Raw genomic sequence first — 18,675 nt, forward strand, 5'->3', positions numbered from 1 at the left:
GATGGTCATCAGGTTGTTTTAGTTAAAAAGGCGAGGTAGGCTTGCGCATAATTGAATTCAAAAATGGTTTGATAGTATTCCATCTGTTTTTGGGCAAATTGTGTTTCGGCACCCAATAAGTCTGAAGTTTTCTCAAGACCTTCTTTAAATCTATTGGTGCGTATGCGCAATGATTCCTGAGACTGTTCTAAAGCGAGTTCAGATAGTTTTAATCTGTTACCTGCATCGGTAAGCATGCGCAGTGCTTTTTGGAGCTCGAGTTTGCTTTGTGATATATACTGCTCATATTCAAGCTTTGATTTCTCTAGCGTGGCTTTACTTTTTTGGGTTTGACCTATGCGTTGAGATCCTTTAAAAAGATCCCAACTCAATTGTGCTCCAACTATATAACCATTGGCACTAGCTTGAAAAAGGTTGTCATCATATAATTCGTAAGATCCAAAGGCATTCAATCGAGGTAGAAAAGCCATTTGATCTGCTTTGTTTGCAGCTTCGTAAGCAGTTGTAGCCAGATGCATCGCTCTGATATCTGATCTGTTTTCTGAAAAGTCATGTTCTTTAACCGTGATGGTTTGCACAGCAAGACGATCACTAGGTTGATATACCACATAACCTTCATCATTCATTAAAAAGGACAGGTAGTTAGAGGTGTTTTGAACATTGCTTTGTGCGTTTTGTAGCTGATTTTGAACTTCTGTAACTCGCACCTCAATATTAAGTACATCAGCACGTTGTAAATAACCCTGTTTAAATCTGTCTTGAGCTAGTTTTAAAGTTGCTCTGGATGCTTTTTCTGCTTTTTCTAATACAGCTACTCCTTTGTAAGCCAATTGCAATTGCATGTATGCTTTCTCTACTTCAAATGAGAAGTATTCTTCGGTGCGTTGCCTTTTTAGTGACATGGCTTCCATAGATGCTCGAGCTGCTTTGCGTTGATACAATCCGTCAAGGTTGATCAATGGTTGCTGTACCTCTACTACCGTAGCAAAGTTTTGAACACGGTCTGGATTGTTTAACAAGTCTGGATTAAAATCATTTTGGGTTAAAATTCCTTGATTCAGTTTAGATCCAAATGCCATCAGTGGATTGGTCGTGATAATACCTGTATGACTCGCAGTTATATTGGGTAAAAACACCGCCTTGGTCTGATTGAAATTAGCTTTTGCCTCCATAAATTCCTGTTGAGAAATTTTAATAGAGTTGTTGTTTTCAATAACCTTTAGAGCAACTTCTTCTTTAGAAATAAGTATTGTTTCTTGCGCTAATACTTGCAGTAAAGTTGCAAAACTGAGTATTATGAAAATTATATTTTTCTTCATTCTTATAAATTGATAGACAAAAGTAGCCTGCCTAATTAAAGTTTTATGTGACCTTTGTCACACAAGATGAATAAAATAGTCAGCTGCTAATCTTGTAACATGTATTAAAAGTGTAACACTCCTATTTACAGGTTTTATGAGCCGATTAACTTCAGTAGCATCAGGAGTAGCAGTTGGCGAGAAGATCTTGTAAAAAGTTGAGCCCAAGAGATGCTTTATCAATCAATGCTTAACCCATAATAGAATAGAGATGTCACTACTGTAACTTTTACAGAGGTAAGAGCAGCTATTTTCTGGCTTTGAAAGCTTACTCTTCTAAGGTGTTTTTCAATGCTTTTGCGTCTATACTATCCTTGGTTAATTTTTCAAAAAGTACATAGGCAACATGTTTTTGATTTGAAAGCTTTTGAAATAAGGTAAAATTTTAATGACTAAAGGGTCAAAATCGATTTCAGAAAGGCTTAGTTTAAAATTTGGAAGCAACAACTATTTTACCCTAACTGTGCCTTTTTTGCAGCATTAAACAGGTTGCTTTAAAAGACTTCTTTTAAGTGTGTTAGCTATTAGGTGTAGTAATTTTATAAATGAGGTATCTCAACAATAGTTAAGTCTGATAGCTACAAATGCGCATCATAATTTGTCGTTATTTTCACTGTTGTCAAGGAAATGAGATTATTTATCCGTTTCAAGTTTCGATGGACAGATGTAATTAGTTACCTGGATGTGAGTTTCTTTAATAGCAGAAAAACCTCCTTTCACATTGATCAAATTATGAATACCTCGACTCTTTAAGATAGAGGCTGCTATCATACTTCTATATCCACCAGCGCAATGCACAAAAAAGCTTTCCTCAGGAAAAGAAGTTAAATAGTCATTGAGAAACTCAAGAGGGGTGTTTTTTGCATTTACCACATGTTCCGAAAAGTATTCACTCTCATTACGTACGTCAAATACTGGCAAATGCCTTTCTTTTTCTTCTTTCTCAAATTGGCTAGCTGTTATAGAAGCTACCGTATCGTATTGCATCGCAGCATTTTTCCAGGACTCAAAACCACCATCCAAATAGCCTATACTTTGATCAAAGCCTACTCGAGAAAGTCGTGTAAGGGTTTCCTTCTCACGACCTGGAGCAGTAACTAGGAGTAAGGGTTGTTTTACATCGGCAATAAGAGTTCCTACCCAAGGGGCAAAACTGCCGTCAAGGCCAATAAAAATAGATCTAGGAATATGTCCTTGTGCAAACTCATCTTGAGAGCGTACGTCTAAAACAATAGCGCCAGTTTCGTTAGCGGCTGCTTCAAAAGCTTTGGGTGAAAGAGCTTGTGTTCCTCTTTTGAGTATTTGATCTACGTCTTCATAACCCTCCTTATTCATTTGGACGTTGAGAGGGAAATATTGTGGAGGAGCTACCAATCCATGTGTGACTTCTTCAATGAATTCTTCTTTGGTCATGTCTGCTCTTAAGGCATAATTCATTTGTTTTTGATTGCCCAAGGTGTCTACAGTTTCCTTCATCATGTTTTTACCACAAGCCGATCCAGCACCGTGTGCAGGATATACAATAACATCATCTGAAAGAGGCATTATTTTATTGCGCAAGCTGTCATAAAGAAATCCTGCCAAGTCTTCTTTAGTTACCACACCCATTTTCTGAGCTAAATCTGGTCGGCCCACATCTCCTAAAAACAAGGTATCACCACTAAAGATAGCACGGTCGTTACCTTGCTCATCTCTCAATAAATAAGTGGTGCTTTCCATAGTATGTCCTGGCGTATGAAGCGCTATGATCGTCACATTGCCTAGTGAGAACTCTTGTTCATCCTTTGCAATAATCGCTTTAAAAGTTGGGTTTGCATTTGGGCCAAAAACTATAGGAGCACCAGTCTTTTGGGAGAGGGTCACGTGACCACTAACGAAATCGGCATGGAAATGGGTTTCGAAAATGTATTTGATTTTTGCTGCATCCTTTTTTGCTCTTTCGAGATACGGAGTGACCTCTCTAAGTGGGTCAATAATTGCCACTTCTCCATTACTTTCAATATAATAAGCACCTTGTGACAAGCAACCTGTATAAATTTGTTCTATTTTCATTTTTCTTTATTTTAATCAATCTCAATCTCAAGCTGGAGTGTTTTTTCACTTTCGCGAAAGCGAAACACAACACAAAAAGCAAATTTAATGATAGAAAGGTAGTGCATATTAGCCTATTTATCGGTAACTAATGTTACGTAATGAGCTCTTTATAAATAATATAGAAGCTCATGATAAGGACAAACCACCCAAAAGCCTGCTTAAGCTTTTTACCGTCAATAAATTTATTGAGCCATATCCCTGCAAAGATTCCAACAATAGAAACTGAAGTGAATGAAAGTAAAAAGGTCCAGTCTATTTCTAAGTTCTTTATGTCACCCAAAAAGCCTATTAGGGATTTAATAGCGATGATAAATAGGGAGGTGGCTACTGCTTTTTTCATTGGTAATTTAGCGAGTAATACTAGGGCAGGAATGATTAAAAAACCTCCGCCAGCACCTACAATTCCTGTAATGACTCCTACTACAAGACCTTCTATAATGATGAGTGGATAATTGTAGGTAATACTGCTTTCTTCTTCAGGCTCCTCGCGTTTGTTGCGTATCATCGATATAGATGCCAGCAGCATGATAAATGCAAAAAAGAGCATTATAGCAATGTTTTTGGTTACCAGAAAGTCGCCCAGCTCAAAAAGTTCTTTAGGAATCGAAGGAATTAAATAAGCTCTGGTGAGGTATACCGCTATAAATGCAGGAATGGCAAAAATAATAGCTGTTTTAAAGTCTATCATTCCTCTCATCATATTTTTAATAGTGCCCACTAATGATGTCACTCCCACTACAAAAAGAGAGTAAGCGGTTGCTAGAACAGGATTAAAAGCCAGAGCATACACTAAAATAGGAACCGTAAGTATGGAGCCTCCACCACCTATCAGTCCTAGAACAAGTCCTATGAAAAGGGCTCCTATATATCCTAGTATTTCTATACTTTCCATCAAAGAAGTTTATAGGTTTAAAGGTAATCTCTAAAAAAGGAATGCTTCGTAACAAAAGTTACAAGACCTCAATAAAACTGCGATGCAATGCTATTTTACCTATATGTTCCATTTTTTTAAGTAATCTTGAAATTACAACACGGCTTGTGTGTAAGTCGGCAGCGATATCTTTATGAGTGGTATATATATGCTTGCTGTTTAATATTTTTATTTTGTCCTTAAGGTAGTTTTCCAAGCGCTCATCCATATTATTGAAGGCTATATTATCCAAACTCTCCAGGAGTTCCATCATGCGCGTATGGTAGCTAGCAAAAACAAAGTTGCGCCAGGTTTTATACTTACTCGACCATTCTTCCATTTTAGCTACAGGAATCATAAGTAGTTTTACAGGAGTCTCTGTTACTGCGTGTATTTCACTTTTAGTATTTCCTACACAACAGGTCATGGTCATGGCGCAAGTATTGCCTCGTTCTAGATGATAAAGTAATAGTTCATTGCCTTCCTTATCGGGTCGCATAATCTTTATACTTCCCGAAAGTAATAAAGGCATGGATTTGATATATTGACCTGGCTTCATTAAGTCTTGCCCGGCAGGAACTTCCATAAAGGTAGCGACCTTATTAATTTCTTCTATAAGGGGTAGTTCAAACTGTGAACCGTAATATTCTTTAAGCTCTTGTATCATTAGTTTTTTTTTAGCTTTCTGCTTGTTCTATTTAACATGAGATGTTTGCATAGGGATTTGAATACAGTTCTCATGATTAGGGAAAGTAACTTCAAGTACAACTACTATCGCTATAAAGATAGTCAAAGAAGGATTTTTCTGCCCTAAAAGATGCAACATAATCAAAAGCAGTCACTGTAAATGCAATGCTTCAATTCTAAGAAACATTTACGGCTTCAGTATAGTGTTTAAATTCTAAAGGCAATTGAGGGTATACTTAAGGTAGCGTTCTTCTAGCACATACCTCTTTGAGTTTTCATAGGGGTGGGTATTTAGAAAGGTCTCTGTTTGGTGTTGCTGCATTTTCACAATAAATGACGGTTTCCTTTTTTCATTCTTTTAAGGTTCCTTTAGATTAGACCAATTTAAAGGAGAAATAAGGACTTAAAGTGACAAGCCATCCATATAAAAATATTTTAAATACCCTATATTTGATTGGTGATAAAGCTATTTTCTTTATTTAGTTCTTTAATTATCCTGTTGCAAAGCTTCGGGATTCAGGTTAATGATATATCTCGGATGGATAAATTTATAGAACACGCACAATTTCATAGCGACCGATATGGTGATGGTATAGTAGTTTTTATTGCAAAGCATTATGGAGAGTTAAAGTCAGACCATGCGATAGACCATCAAGAAGAAAAAGAAGACCACGATCAATTGCCGTTCCAGCATCATTCCCACCTTTCTTCCAGTTCCAGTTTTATTTTAAATTCTTTTAAAGAAGAGATTAAAAGTATAGAATTACGGGTACTCAACAAACATTATTTTCATTACCAAGAGCCTTCCTCATCCCTGCACTTAGAAGGGTTGTTGCAGCCTCCGAGGCGTTCATAAACAAATTTGGATGACTATTAAGAACCCTAACACTTTCCTGTTATGGTAAAATGTACACCTATTATTTAATGACAAAATGCTTTCAACTATTATTCATTACAGTTTAAGGAACAAGTTTATTGTTCTTTTATTTACTGCCTTTATTGTAGGATTTGGGCTGTATTCCTTATTACAAATTCCTATAGGTGCCGTGCCAGACGTTACCAATAATCAGGTACAGGTCATCACCACATCTCGCAATCTTTCTACTCAGGATATGGAGCAATTCATTACTTATCCTGTAGAACTGGAGATGGCAAATTTACCTGGAGTAAAGGAAATACGTTCGGTTTCTAAGTTTGGTTTATCAGTGGTTACCATTGTCTTTGAAGACGATATGGGAACCTATTTACCAAGACAACTTATAGCCGAAAAAATCAAATCGGCTTCTGATAAAATACCTGAAGGGTTTGGAACTCCAGAAATGGGGCCCATCACCACAGGCTTGGGCGAGATCTATCAATATATTCTTGATGTAGAACCAGAATTTAAAGATCAATATACCGCCGAAGACCTGAGGACGATTCAGGATTGGATCGTAAAACGCCAACTCTCTGGGATACCAGGGGTGGTTGAGGTCAACACTTGGGGCGGACTTTTAAAACAGTACGAAGTTGCTATAGATACTGAAAAGTTAAATGCCATGGAGATCTCAGCACGAGATGTTTTTACGGCTTTGGAGATGAACAATAGCATTTCTGGTGGGGGGTATATTGAAAAGGTAAATCAAGCTTTTTTTATTAGAGGTGAAGGACTTGTTTCTTCCTTAGAAGACATAAGGAACATCGTTGTGATCAATAAAAACGGCATACCTATCTATATTAAAGATGTGGCCACTGTAGGCTTTGGAAATGCCATACGTTTTGGGGCGATTACCGGAAATGGCGAAGGTGAGAAAGTCCTAGGTCAAGTGATGATGCTTAAGGACGCCAACTCTAAGAAGGTGATCGACGCTGTAAAAGAACGCGTGGCCTCTATTTCAAAATCTTTACCAGAAGGTGTTTATATCAATCCCTTTCTTGATCGAAGCGAACTTATCGCAAAGACCACTTTTACGGTAAGTGAAAACCTGATCTTAGGTTGTCTGATAGTGATTTTTGTGGTGGTATTGCTCTTAGGTAATTTCCGTTCGGGACTGGTGGTAGCTTCAGTTATTCCTTTGTGTTTGCTTTTTGCCTTGTCCTTAATGTATATTTTTGGGGTAGATGCTAACTTGATGAGTCTCGGGGCTATTGACTTTGGGATCATTATAGATGGTGCGGTGATTATTGTTGAGTTTATAGCTTTTGAAATCACTAGAAAGAAGTCTGAGATTAACGCTTTCGCGAAAGCGGGACGACAAGAATTAAAAGATAACATCATATTTAATGGAGCCTCCAAAATGATGAACTCTGCCATTTTTGGACAGCTGATCATTCTGATTGTATTCATTCCTATCTTATCCTTAGATGGCGTAGAAGGAAAAATGTTCAAGCCTATGGCCTTGACCTTTAGTTTTGCATTGATAGGGGCGATGATTCTTTGTTTTACTTATGTGCCAGTGGTAGCATCTATATTTTTAAAACCATCTACAGCAACGGATAAAAATATATCGGTTAGACTCATGAAGTGGCTCAATAAAGTATATGAGCCTTTGATTCATTGGGCGTTACAGAGCAAAAAAATAGTCTTGGGTATTGCGGTAGGTTTATTAACTACCTCCATCGTTCTCTATTCGACTATGGGGGGCGAGTTTGTACCCACATTAGATGAAGGTGATTTTGTGATTCAGCCCATATTGAAAACAGGAACATCATTGAGCAAAACCATAGAAATAACTACAGAAATAGAACAGATACTCATCAAACAATTTCCTGAAGTCAAGCAAGTAGTCACCCGTATAGGTGCTGCTGAGGTTCCCACAGACCCTATGTCTATGGAAGAAAGTGATGTGATTATTGTATTAAAACCTAAATCAGAATGGACTTCTGCTTCCTCAAAAGATGAGCTGGCCGATAAGTTTAAAGAGGCCCTTGCAGTGATTCCAGGAATGGAAGTAGAATTCACACAACCTATAGAGATGCGCTTCAATGAATTGATTACAGGAGTGCGAGCAGATATTGCTATAAAGATTTTTGGTGAAGATCTAGAAATTCTTGCAAAAAAAGGAAGTGAAATAGGTGCTTTAATTGAAAACGTGCCAGGTGCAGCCGATATTTATGTAGAAAAAGTTGCTGGGTTGCCAGAAATGAGCGTACAATATGATCGTGCTAAAATTGCTAGATATGGACTTCATATCCAAGAGCTGAATGATATGATTTCAATGGGTTTTGCAGGGAAAATAGCAGGAAGTGTGTTTGAAGGTGAAAAGCGATTTGATCTTGTAGTACGATTGGATAAAAACAAACGTCAAGATATAGACAATCTTAAAAACTTATATATAGATGTTCCTACTGGAGGTAAAATACCCCTAAGTGAGCTGGCAGATATCAGTTACCAAAAAGGAGCGGCTAAAATATCTAGAGATAATACCAGACGTAGAATAGTAGTAGGGATCAATGTGCGTAATCGCGACCTGCAGTCTGTCGTTGATGACATACAAAAGCTCATTAATGAAAATGTAAAGTTGCCGGTTGGGTATTCTATAACTTACGGAGGTCAATTTGAAAACCTTCAAAGTGCTAAATCGCGATTGATGGTTGCAGTACCTATAGCACTGATCTTGATCTTTGTGCTTTTATATTTGGCGTTCAAATCAGTGAAGGAGGCGTTGATGATCTTTTCGGCAATACCGCTAGCAGCTGTAGGAGGTATTTTATTATTATGGATAAGAGACTTGCCCTTTAGTATCTCGGCTGGAGTTGGTTTTATTGCTTTATTTGGTATTGCAGTATTAAATGGGATTGTACTGATAGAGCATTTTAAAGAATTACAAAAAGAAGGATTTGAGAGTATGGAAGCCTTGATAAAACAAGGAACTAAAGATAGGTTAAGAGCAGTATTATTAACTGCTTCGGCGGCTGCATTGGGTTTTTTACCAATGGCCATTTCTACTAATGCTGGTGCTGAGGTACAACGTCCGCTAGCAACCGTGGTTATAGGCGGTTTAATATCAGCTACATTACTCACTTTAGTTGTATTGCCTGTATTGTACGCCTATCTCTATACACCACCTAAAGAAAAGAAGAAAGGCTCTTCTCAAAAGGCTATAGCTGGCGCTAGTGTTTTGGTTTTACTGTTTTCAATTAATGTACAAGCACAGCAACAACCTAAAACCTTAGAAGAGTTGATACCGCTTGCGATTCAAAATAATGAAGGTTTAAAAGCGAGTGCCTTGCAAGTAGAACAATCGGATGCCTTCATCAATACTGCATTTAGTTTTGATAAAACAGAGGTTTATTATCATTTTGATGAGAATAACGTAGCTTTTAACACTCAGCCTTTACGAGTTTTTGGAATTCAACAAAATTTTAGTTTCCCCACGGTTTATTTTTCTGAAAAGAAACGGAATGAAGCCAATGTTACCATTGCATCAAATGCATACGCCATTAAGGAAAAAGGAATCAAACGTCAGGTGACAACGGCTTATTATAATTATCAAATTTCTAAAGAAAAGGAAGATACCTATAAGCAATTAGATAGTTTATACACTAGTTTTTCTAATATAGCGACCAGGCGATTTGAACTGGGGGAGACCAATTATCTTGAAAAAATTACTGCGACCTCTAAACAAAAGCAAGTCCATCTTGCTTACACCCAAGTTCAAAAAGAGGTCAGTCTTGCCTACCGCAGTTTACTAAAAGTAATACAAGTAGATGAAGCTATTACTATAGCTAGAGCGCCCATTCTCAAGGTAAGTATGCGTACTCTAGAAATAGAGGTGAGCCCAGAAATCAGTTTTTATAAGAGTAGAATAGCCCTGTTAGAAGCAGAAAGTCGTTTTGAAAAGCAAAAATTACTACCTGATATCAGCCTGAATTACTTTCAAGGTTCCAATTCTCAATTGAATGACAATCTCTACGGGTATCAATTTGGTTTGAAAATTCCTATACTTTTTGGTGGACAATCTTCTCGAATTCAAGCAGCAAAAATAGCAGAAGATATCGCTACAGCAGAATCTAGCGAATATAAAATTCTATTAAAGGCAAAGCTGGACGCATTACAGGTGAATCTCTCCCAGCTTCAAGAAGCTTTAGATTATTATGAGAAGGAGGGCAACATGCTTTCTGAAGAAATTTTAAAAACAGCCGAGAGTAGTTTTAGAAATGGTGAAATTGATTTTTACCAATACATTCAAAGTGTAGAAAGCGCTTATGATATCCAACTAGGCCATCTGGATCAACTCAAGGAATACAATCAAACCATTATTGCCATCAATTACCTAACCTTATAAACAACACGTTATGAAACGTCATATATACATCATAGTCACTTTTAGTCTAACAGTTGCCCTAAACAGTTGTGGCGAGCAACCTAATACCGCTGACCAAGTAGCAATCCAAAGCGCTGCTTCCATGGATCAACGCATTCAGATCACCCAAGCACAATTTGAACAAAGCAACATGATCTTAGGAACCCTAGAAGAAAAATCATTTCCTAACTTGATATTTGTCAACGGGATGATAGATGTACCCCCAGAAAATCGAGCTGTAGTCAACGCTACTATGGGAGGTTACATTACAACAACCTCTTTATTAGTGGGGGATGTAGTGCGCAAAGGTCAAGTACTCGTAACCATAGAAAATCCAGAATTTATAAAGTTACAGCAAGAGTACCTGGAAGTCAGTGAACAACTTTCCTATCTGAAATCCGAGTACGATAGACAAGTACGTATGAATGCTGAAAATATTACTTCTCAAAAAAGCTATTTAAAAGCAGAAAGTGAGTACAAAACTGCTGTAGCAAAGCATACAGGACTAGACAAACAATTGAGAATGATCAACATATCACCATCCAGTGTACGCTCAGGAAATATCAGTTCGGCGGTAAGTATTTATGCGCCTATTTCAGGAAGTATTACTAAGGTGAACATTTCAAAAGGGAGTTACCTTTCACCAGCCACTGAAATTTTAGAAATCATCGATACTGACCATATTCACTTAGAGCTTTCTGTCTTTGAGAAGGATATTTTAAAGATCAAAAAAGGACAAGAAATCGACTTTAAAATTCCTGAAGCCTCATCAGACACCTATAAAGCTGAAGTGCATTTAGTGGGCACCTCCATTGAAGAAAACAGAACCATTAAAGTACACGGTCATATAAATAATGAAGAGCAAACCGATTTTTTAACTGGGATGTTTATAGATGCACATATTATTACAAGTACCGCTTTCGCGAAAGCGGTACCTAATCAAGCAGTAGTGGAAGTTGATGGGCTGTTTTATGTATTAGTCTTGGATCAAAAAGAAGGCGATACCTATTATTTCAATCAAGAAGAAGTAGTAGTAAAAAGAAGTTATAATGGTTTTACGGAACTAGAAAATAAGAGTAGCTTTGATTCAGAGACAACCTTTTTGATCCAAGGCGCTTTTAATTTATTAGGGGATTAATTAGGGCATAAAAAAAGGTCTTAGAAAACTAAGACCTTTTGAGGGTGAAGGACGGGACTCGAACCCGCGACTTCCGGCACCACAAACCAGCGCTCTAACCAACTGAGCTACAATCACCATATCAATGTGAGTTTTATTTAAGTGGGTCTCTAGAATTCAACCACTCGCCTTTAGCGGATGCAAATTTAATATAATTCTTAAAACTGGGTGTAAAATTATAGTTTTTTTTCAATTTATTTAAATCAAATCAAAAATACTATTTACTGCGGGATGTCGCTCGCTCGTAAAGCCCTCAGCATGTTCAGTTCCTATAAGCCTGCCTAAGTTAGCACTGCGGTATGTAATAGATTCCAAAAAGTTTTTGGAATTGATAGGCGTTTGAGGACCTGTATCTCCAGGTTGATAGAATTGAGTTTGATAAGCCTGTACAGCAGCTATTTTATCATCTATGTAACCAGTAATATCCACTACAAAATCGGGCACTATATCTTGCCATTGTACATAGTGGTATACGTGTTTAGGTCTCCAAGGTTCTTGAAGCTCCCCATCTATACTTGTATTTATACGTTGGAGGCCAGATAAAAAGCAGCTCACACTGGTCAACTCAGAAGCCTTTGCATGATCAGGGTGTCGATCTTTAACAGCGTTGCAAAGAACTATTTCTGGGCGGTATTTTCTAATAACTTTGATGATTTCTAATTGGTGTGCTTCATCATTTAAAAGAAAGCCATCTCTAAAAGCGAGATTTTCTCTTATAGAAAGTCGAAGGATTTTTGCAGCAGCAGCGGCTTCTTGATCTCTTATTTCGGCACTACCTCGTGAGCCCAATTCGCCTCTAGTTAAGTCTAGAACTCCAGTTTTTTTACCAAGTGATCTCTCTTTAAGCAATACTCCTGCACAGCTCAACTCTATATCGTCTGGATGTGCTCCTACTGCTAGTATGTCTAATTTCATATTAATTTTTTTTGCGACTTTTTCCGATTGCAGTTTCTAAATCGGCAATGAGCACTTCTGGTTCTTCAATACCTACAGAAAACCTTAAAAGGCCATCAGAAATTCCTTGTTCTTTTCTTTCTTCTGCAGTGAGCAGGCTATGTGAAGTGGTGCTAGGTGCGAGAATAGTACTTTCTACACCAGCAAGACTTAAAGCAGGCATAATCACTTCTAATTCTTCTAAAAATTTGGTTCGATTGATGTATTGTTTTAGTTCAAAAGACATCATACCACCATAGGCATTCATTTGCTTTTTAGCGAGCTCGTGTTGTGGATGTGATTTTAGTCCTGGATAATTAACTTTTTTAATATCTGGATGTTGATCTAGAAATACTGCGAGTTTTTTAGCATTTTTAGATTGTCTTTTTACTCTTAAAGCTAGCGTTTTAATACTTCTTTCTAATAGCCATACCGTTTGATCACTTAAACTACCTCCATAATTTTTGGCCGTTTTCCAGAGCCTATCCATATGTTCCTGGCTACAACTAACGGTACCCGCGCAAATATCGCTGTGACCACCTAAATATTTTGTAGCACTGTGTATCACAATATCGATCCCAAAGTCGGCAGGAGTCTGGTTGATGGGTGATGCAAATGTATTGTCTATGGCGCTTGTTAAGGAGTTCGCTTTCGCGAAAGCGGAAACCAATTCCATATCTGTAACCTCTAACAAAGGGTTGCTAGGGGTTTCCATGTACACCATTTTAGTATTGGGTTTCAAACTTGCTTGCAGACTTTCTTGATCTACCTGTTCAATCAACGTGTATTGAATACCAACATTTTCAAACTCTGCTGCTGCAAAATGAGCAGTACCGCCGTAAATAGCACGTTGCATGATCACGTGATCACCAGTTTTAAGAAACGCCATAAATACGGCACTAATGGCAGCCATACCACTACCGAATATCATTCCAGCTTCTGTATGTTCCAAGGCAGCCATTTTTTTACCAAGAGCCACTTGGTTAGGAGTATTAAAATATCGGGGATATAAATTGGTACCTTCGCCTCTGTAATCATACGCAGTAGAGGTGTAAATAGGAGCTGTCGCGCCCCCATAAACCTCATCTTTTAACTGTCCTGAATGTACACAAAGGTAGTTGGGATGTCTATTTTCTTTCATACGGTCGAAATTAATAAGATTGTAAGGATTAAAAGTAAATTAAATGTAAAAAAAACACTTCTAGCACATGCACAAATGCTGGTCTCAATTTCCTTTTTTTAATAAGGAGTTAATTATCTTCACCTCATGAGCAAGCTTTTTATAAATATCAAGGAATTAGTTCAAGTTAGGGAACACACCAATACACCATTACGAGGCAAGGAAATGGATGAATTACCATCGATTAAGAATGCCTTTTTGTGGCTAGAAGATGGTTTTATTAAAGATTATGGACGTATGGATAATTACCACTCTCATCCCGCCCAGGAGGTTTATGATTGTTCAGACCAAATCATTACACCAGGTTATATAGACAGTCATACTCATTTAGTTTTTGCAGCTACTCGAGAGAAGGAGTTTGAAGATAGGATTCACGGTCTTTCTTATGAAGAAATAGCCTCTAGAGGTGGTGGTATTTTAAATAGTGCTGCAGCGTTGGAAAAAATGACCGAAGAGGAACTGTTTGAACAGGCGCGCTCGCGACTGGATCAAGTAGTTGCCCAAGGGACTGTAGCTATAGAAATAAAAAGTGGCTATGGATTAAGTGTAGCAAGCGAATTAAAAATACTTCGAGTAGTGTCTCGCTTGCGCGAAAGTGGTACAACGAGCCACCATAAAATTCCAATAAAGTCTACTTTTCTGGGAGCACATGCCTTTCCATTAAAATACAAAAAGGATCGGAAAGCCTATATTAATCTCATTATTGATGAGATGTTACCTAAAATTGCAGAAGAACATCTTGCAGATTATATAGATGTTTTTTGTGAGCAAAATTATTTTACCGTAAAGGAGATGTTGCGTATTCTAGAAGCAGGAAGTGCTTATGGTCTTAAAGCAAAAGTACATGTGAATCAGTTCAATGCTCTAGGGGCTATAGAAGCGGCAGTTCAAGCAGGAGCGGTTAGTGTAGATCATCTAGAAGTTATGCAGGCTTCTGACTTTACTGCCTTAGCTGGTTCAAGGACCATTGCAACTGCCTTACCTAGTTGTTCTTTCTTTTTGGGATTGGAATATGCGCCAGTGAATGAAATGATAGAGCAGGATATAGCGGTGTCTTTAGCGAGTGATTATAATCCAGGCAGCACGCCTTCTGGTAATTTAAATTTTGTCTATTCTTTAGCTTGTATAAAAATGAACATGTCACCACAACGTGCTTTTAATGCACTTACTATAAATGCTGCTCATGCACTAGAACTTCAAGAGGAACTAGGAAGCATTACTATAGGTAAAAAGGCAAATCTGATGATATTTAAAAATATAGAAAGTATGGCTTCTATCCCATATAACTTTGGGCAAGTGGTTATCGATCAAGTTGTTGTTAATGGTCAATTTATTTAAAATGATATGAGGGAGCATTTTGAACTATTCACCAAGGAAAAACGAGCACATTATGTTTCTATTCGTTTTGACTTAAATAATGAAAGCCATACGAAACCTGAAGATACAGCTGTTTCCTTTGCACAGTCTATGGAAGTTTGTGAAGACCTAAAGGAACTCTCTAAGTTAAGGGCAAAATATCTTATTATAGGTATTCCTGAAGATATAGGCGTAAGGGCGAATATGGGTAGAGCAGGAGCAAGTGACGCTTGGGAATCCTTTTTAGAATCCTTTTTAAGTTTACAGCAGTCTTCTTTAAACGATGTCAGCCGATTCTGTGTTTTGGGAAGTGTCAACACTAAAGATTTAATGTTACAAGCTCAAAACTTAATTGCATCTTCTCCTAAAGATCGTACGCAGTTGAGTGATCTGGTAAAATTATTGGATCAACGAGTAAGTGAAATAGCCTCTTTAATTATAGCATCAGGCAAAATACCTATAGTCATAGGAGGCGGGCATAATAACAGTTATCCGCTATTGAGAGCTTGTGGATATACTCTTCCAGTAGATTGTATCAATATAGATGCGCATACTGATTTGAGGCCTGCTAGTGGAAGGCACAGTGGTAATGGTTTTAGCCACGCGATTCAAGAAGGGTATTTAAGGTCTTATTATATGATAGGAATTCAAGAGCACTATTTGAGCCAGCCAATGATTGATCTAATAGGACAAAGTGATGCGATAGATTACAGTTCCTATAATTTTGAAAATTTTAAAATTCAACAAGAAGTTCTAAAAGCCATAAGCCATGTGGATACCACCAATTTTGTACTCGAAATTGATATGGATGTGGTGGCTGATTTTCCTTCGAGCGCACAAACACCAGCAGGTTATTCTTTTCAAGAACTTAGAATTGTAATAAAGGAAATCATTAGGAAAGCACGTCAATCCCCAAAGTATATTCATATTTGTGAGGCAGCTCCTTGTTATGGGTATAAACATCAAGTAGGCAAAGCCTTGGCAAGTTTAATCAATGACCTTCCTTAGGGTAGGGGTTAGCAGCTTGCATTTTCCCTCGTTTTTCGATTTGTGTTTTGGGTGCTGTTGGCATTTGAAAACTCATCCTTTTTTAGAAAGGGGATCAAAAAAACGGACAGGAAAGAGGGTCCTCAGAATTAGATCAACTCTTTATCACCACCAAATAAAAGTCATTCTTAAAAACATACTAGGAAAAGGAAATCTTGTCGTTTTGGAAAATGGGAAGGTATAAAAGGACAAAAAAATCCCAATATCAAAAGGGATATTGGGATTTTAAATACCTGATAACAGATTAATTACCCTATAATTTCATTAAAAGTTTTACTTGGTCTCATGGCGGCTTCTGCCTTAGCAGGGTCTGGTAAATAGTACCCACCTATATCAATAGGCTTGCCTTGTACAGCAATAAGTTCACTAGTGATTTGCGCTTCGTTTTCTACGAGCTTGTTAGCTAGTGGGGCGAATTGTGCTGCAAGTTCTTCATCAATATCTTGATTTGCTATCTCCTGTGCCCAATAGGAAGCAAGATAGTATTGAGAACCTCTGTTGTCTAGTTCATTTACTTTACGTGAAGGAGATTTTCTATTGGTCAAAAATTTCTCTGTTGCTCTTTCCAGTGCATCAGCGATGATTTGTGCCTTTTCGTTTTTATAAGAAATAGCAAGATGTTCTAATGAAACGGCAAGTGCTAAAAACTCTCCAAGAGAATCCCAACGCAAATGATTTTCTTTCTGAAATTGTTGAACGTGCTTTGGAGCACTTCCACCAGCACCAGTTTCAAATAATCCACCACCATTCATTAATGGAACGATGGAGAGCATTTTTGCACTGGTTCCAACTTCAAGAATAGGAAACAAGTCGGTATTGTAATCTCTTAATACATTTCCTGTAACAGAAATGGTGTCTTTTCCATCCTTCAGTCTTCTGAGCGTGCGTTCCGTGGCTAATATAGGAGAAGCAATCGTTATATCAAGTCCTTGAGTATCGTGATCTTTAAGATAATGAGTTACTTTTTTAATAACTTGAGCATCATGTGCTCTGTTGTTATCCAACCAGAAAATAGCAGGATCATTGGTTGCTCTGGCTCTTGATACAGCAAGCTTTACCCAATCCTGAATAGGGGCATCTTTAGTTTGACAAGCTCTCCAAATATCTCCAGCTTCTACGGTATGTTCTAAATACACTTTTTGGTCAGTGGTATCCACTACTTGTACTTTTCCGCCCAAAGCAATTTCAAAGGTTTTATCGTGAGAACCGTATTCCTCAGCCTTTTGAGCCATAAGGCCTACATTAGGAACAGTACCCATAGTTGTAGGGTCAAAGGCGCCGTTCTTCTTACAGAACTCAATAGTAGCGTCGTAAACTCCAGCATAAGAGCTGTCTGGAATAACTGCTTTAGTGTCTTGGGACTTCCCCTCTTTATTCCACATTTGTCCAGAGTTTCTGATCATCGCAGGCATCGAGGCATCAATAATAATGTCACTAGGTACGTGGAGGTTAGTAATACCATGGTCGCTATTTACCATAGCCAGTTGAGGTCTGTATGTATACACATCTCGCAGCTCATTTTGAATTTTTTCTCTTTCTAATTCAGGAAGTTCGTGAAGCTTGCTCAATAGGTCACCTAGTCCATTATTGACGTCTACACCAATTTTATTGAATACACTGCTGTATTTGTCAAATAAAGGTTTAAAAAATATTTTTACGGCGTGGCCAAAAATGATAGGGTCGGAAACCTTCATCATCGTAGCTTTCATATGTAAAGAAAATAGCACATCTTTTTCTAAAGCATCGTTGATTTGCTCTTCTAAGAATTCTAATAAGGCTGTTTTACTCATGTACGTCCCATCAAGAATTTCTCCTTTTAATAAAGGAAGTCCTTTTTTTAAAACATGAATTCTACCAGCTTTATCAATCAATTGGATATCGACAGTAGTTTCTTTTTTTGTAGTAAAGCTTTTTTCGTTATGTGCAAAATCACCAGCGGTCATTGTGGACACATGAGATTTAGAGTCTTTACTCCACGCGCCCATGGAGTGAGGGTTGTTTCTTGCGTATTGCTTGACAGGTTTAGGAGCACGTCGGTCAGAATTACCTTCACGTAAAACGGGATTGACCGCACTGCCTTTTATTTTATTATAACGCGCTTTTGCCTCTTTTGCCTCATCTGTTGTTGGTTCTTCCACATAGTCAGGAATGTCATATCCTTTTGCTTGCAACTCTTTAATAGCTTCTACCAGCTGTGGTAAAGATGCTGATATATTAGGTAATTTGATAATATTAGCATCAGGGTGTTTTACAAGTTGGCCTAATTCGGCAAGGGCATCTTCTTGTTTTTGACCTTCCTTTAATCTTTCTGGAAAAACAGCAAGTATTCTACTTGCTAGAGAAATATCCCTACTTTCAATATCAATTCCAGCGGGAGCGATAAACTTTTTTATAATAGGTAAGAAAGAAGATGTTGCTAAGGCGGGGGCCTCATCTGTTTTAGTATATAGGATCCTAGGTTGATCTGACATGTTGAATTGGATTTTAATTTCTAATAAAACGATGGGATACGACATCGTTTACAATCTATTTGATCGGCTTGCAAATATAAAGCAAGGTTGCTGGTTTTGAAAGATTTTCACTTAGGCTTAGCACTTAAAGTGTCAAATTTTGAAAGAAAAACCTGTTATCGATATAAAACCTTAGCG

General features: G+C 37.7%; 12 protein-coding genes and 1 tRNA gene. 5 read left to right on the forward strand and 8 right to left on the reverse strand.

Annotation, left to right across the window (positions count from 1 at the left end):
- Nucleotides 1–8: 8 nt before the first annotated feature.
- The 4 genes from KG732_RS07380 to KG732_RS07395 form a co-directional block, all read right to left on the reverse strand.
- Nucleotides 9–1,319 carry a TolC family protein gene (locus KG732_RS07380; RefSeq protein ID WP_213522008.1) on the reverse strand — a complete coding sequence of 437 codons (1,311 nt, stop codon included), beginning with the start codon at nt 1,317–1,319 and terminating at the stop codon, nt 9–11.
- A 672-nt stretch (nt 1,320–1,991) separates the two neighbouring features.
- Nucleotides 1,992–3,410, reverse strand: coding sequence for a rhodanese-like domain-containing protein (locus tag KG732_RS07385; RefSeq protein WP_213522010.1), 1,419 nt, complete (start codon nt 3,408–3,410; stop codon nt 1,992–1,994).
- A 133-nt stretch (nt 3,411–3,543) separates the two neighbouring features.
- Nucleotides 3,544–4,344, reverse strand: coding sequence for a sulfite exporter TauE/SafE family protein (locus KG732_RS07390; protein WP_213522012.1), 801 nt, complete (start codon nt 4,342–4,344; stop codon nt 3,544–3,546).
- A gap of 58 nt (nt 4,345–4,402) precedes the next feature.
- Nucleotides 4,403–5,029 (reverse strand): Crp/Fnr family transcriptional regulator, encoded by a 627-nt coding sequence (locus tag KG732_RS07395; protein WP_213522014.1) that lies wholly within the window; start codon nt 5,027–5,029, stop codon nt 4,403–4,405.
- Between the two features lie 558 nt (nt 5,030–5,587).
- Here KG732_RS07395 and KG732_RS07400 point away from each other — a divergent pair.
- The 3 genes from KG732_RS07400 to KG732_RS07410 all read left to right on the forward strand — a co-directional run bounded on the left by KG732_RS07400 (nt 5,588) and on the right by KG732_RS07410 (nt 11,472).
- Nucleotides 5,588–5,905, forward strand: coding sequence for a hypothetical protein (locus tag KG732_RS07400; RefSeq protein WP_292889128.1), 318 nt, complete (start codon nt 5,588–5,590; stop codon nt 5,903–5,905).
- 76 nt (nt 5,906–5,981) lie between these two features.
- Nucleotides 5,982–10,316 carry a CusA/CzcA family heavy metal efflux RND transporter gene (locus KG732_RS07405; RefSeq protein ID WP_213522018.1) on the forward strand — a complete coding sequence of 1,445 codons (4,335 nt, stop codon included), beginning with the start codon at nt 5,982–5,984 and terminating at the stop codon, nt 10,314–10,316.
- A 10-nt stretch (nt 10,317–10,326) separates the two neighbouring features.
- The gene (locus tag KG732_RS07410) at nt 10,327–11,472 is read left to right on the forward strand and encodes an efflux RND transporter periplasmic adaptor subunit (protein ID WP_213522020.1); all 1,146 of its coding nucleotides are present in this window, start codon (nt 10,327–10,329) and stop codon (nt 11,470–11,472) included.
- Between the two features lie 42 nt (nt 11,473–11,514).
- Here the strand turns inward: KG732_RS07410 and KG732_RS07415 are convergent.
- From KG732_RS07415 to KG732_RS07425, 3 genes are all read right to left on the reverse strand, one after another.
- Nucleotides 11,515–11,590 (reverse strand) — tRNA-His (locus tag KG732_RS07415).
- A gap of 119 nt (nt 11,591–11,709) precedes the next feature.
- Nucleotides 11,710–12,426 (reverse strand): bacillithiol biosynthesis deacetylase BshB1, encoded by a 717-nt coding sequence (gene bshB1 / locus KG732_RS07420; protein WP_213522022.1) that lies wholly within the window; start codon nt 12,424–12,426, stop codon nt 11,710–11,712.
- Nucleotide 12,427: 1 nt separating this feature from the next.
- Nucleotides 12,428–13,585 (reverse strand): PLP-dependent aspartate aminotransferase family protein, encoded by a 1,158-nt coding sequence (locus KG732_RS07425; protein ID WP_213522024.1) that lies wholly within the window; start codon nt 13,583–13,585, stop codon nt 12,428–12,430.
- A gap of 126 nt (nt 13,586–13,711) precedes the next feature.
- Between KG732_RS07425 and hutI the strand changes: the two genes are divergently transcribed.
- Both hutI and KG732_RS07435 read left to right on the forward strand, forming a co-directional pair.
- Nucleotides 13,712–14,962, forward strand: coding sequence for an imidazolonepropionase (gene hutI, locus KG732_RS07430; protein WP_213522026.1), 1,251 nt, complete (start codon nt 13,712–13,714; stop codon nt 14,960–14,962).
- A 6-nt stretch (nt 14,963–14,968) separates the two neighbouring features.
- The gene (locus tag KG732_RS07435) at nt 14,969–15,988 is read left to right on the forward strand and encodes a formimidoylglutamase (RefSeq protein ID WP_213522028.1); all 1,020 of its coding nucleotides are present in this window, start codon (nt 14,969–14,971) and stop codon (nt 15,986–15,988) included.
- A gap of 287 nt (nt 15,989–16,275) precedes the next feature.
- Here KG732_RS07435 and KG732_RS07440 read toward each other — a convergent pair whose 3' ends face one another.
- A complete protein-coding gene (locus KG732_RS07440; protein WP_213522489.1) occupies nt 16,276–18,498 on the reverse strand; it encodes an NADP-dependent isocitrate dehydrogenase in 2,223 nt (740 codons plus the stop codon).
- Nucleotides 18,499–18,675 lie beyond the last annotated feature (177 nt).

Origin of the sequence: Nonlabens sp. (assembly GCF_018401815.1) — a bacterium.
In the GTDB taxonomy this organism is placed as follows: Bacteria; Bacteroidota; Bacteroidia; order Flavobacteriales; family Flavobacteriaceae; genus Nonlabens.